The organism is Streptococcus mitis (genome assembly GCF_946190115.1).
Classification (GTDB): domain Bacteria; phylum Bacillota; class Bacilli; order Lactobacillales; family Streptococcaceae; genus Streptococcus; species Streptococcus mitis_CO.
The window spans coordinates 1-229 of sequence record NZ_CAMHZG010000085.1 but is presented as its reverse complement, the minus strand read 5'-3'; the positions used below and the strand labels follow the sequence as shown (position 1 = coordinate 229).

The 229-nt window shown below is 39.3% G+C and carries 1 pseudogene; it reads right to left on the bottom strand.

The features are described 5' to 3' along the window. Positions 1 to 229 (bottom strand): annotated as a pseudogene (locus N8L90_RS09495) (N-acetylmuramoyl-L-alanine amidase family protein); the annotation flags it as partial.

The window sequence follows — 229 nt, the reverse complement described above, 5'->3', positions numbered from 1 at the left end:
TTTCAATAATAACATCGTCACCTTTAGCATTTAGCAAATATTCTTGCCCATCTCCAAGTTTGACAATATCATGAATATTGTATCCAGAATCTTTTCTATTTGCTAGATAGCCATCCTTACCAATGACATAACTTTCCCCATCACTGGCTGGGACAGCTCTATCTGCGACCATAGCACCTGAATTTTCAAAGTAAGACCATTGACCATTTGCAGTTGCCCATCCTGTTGC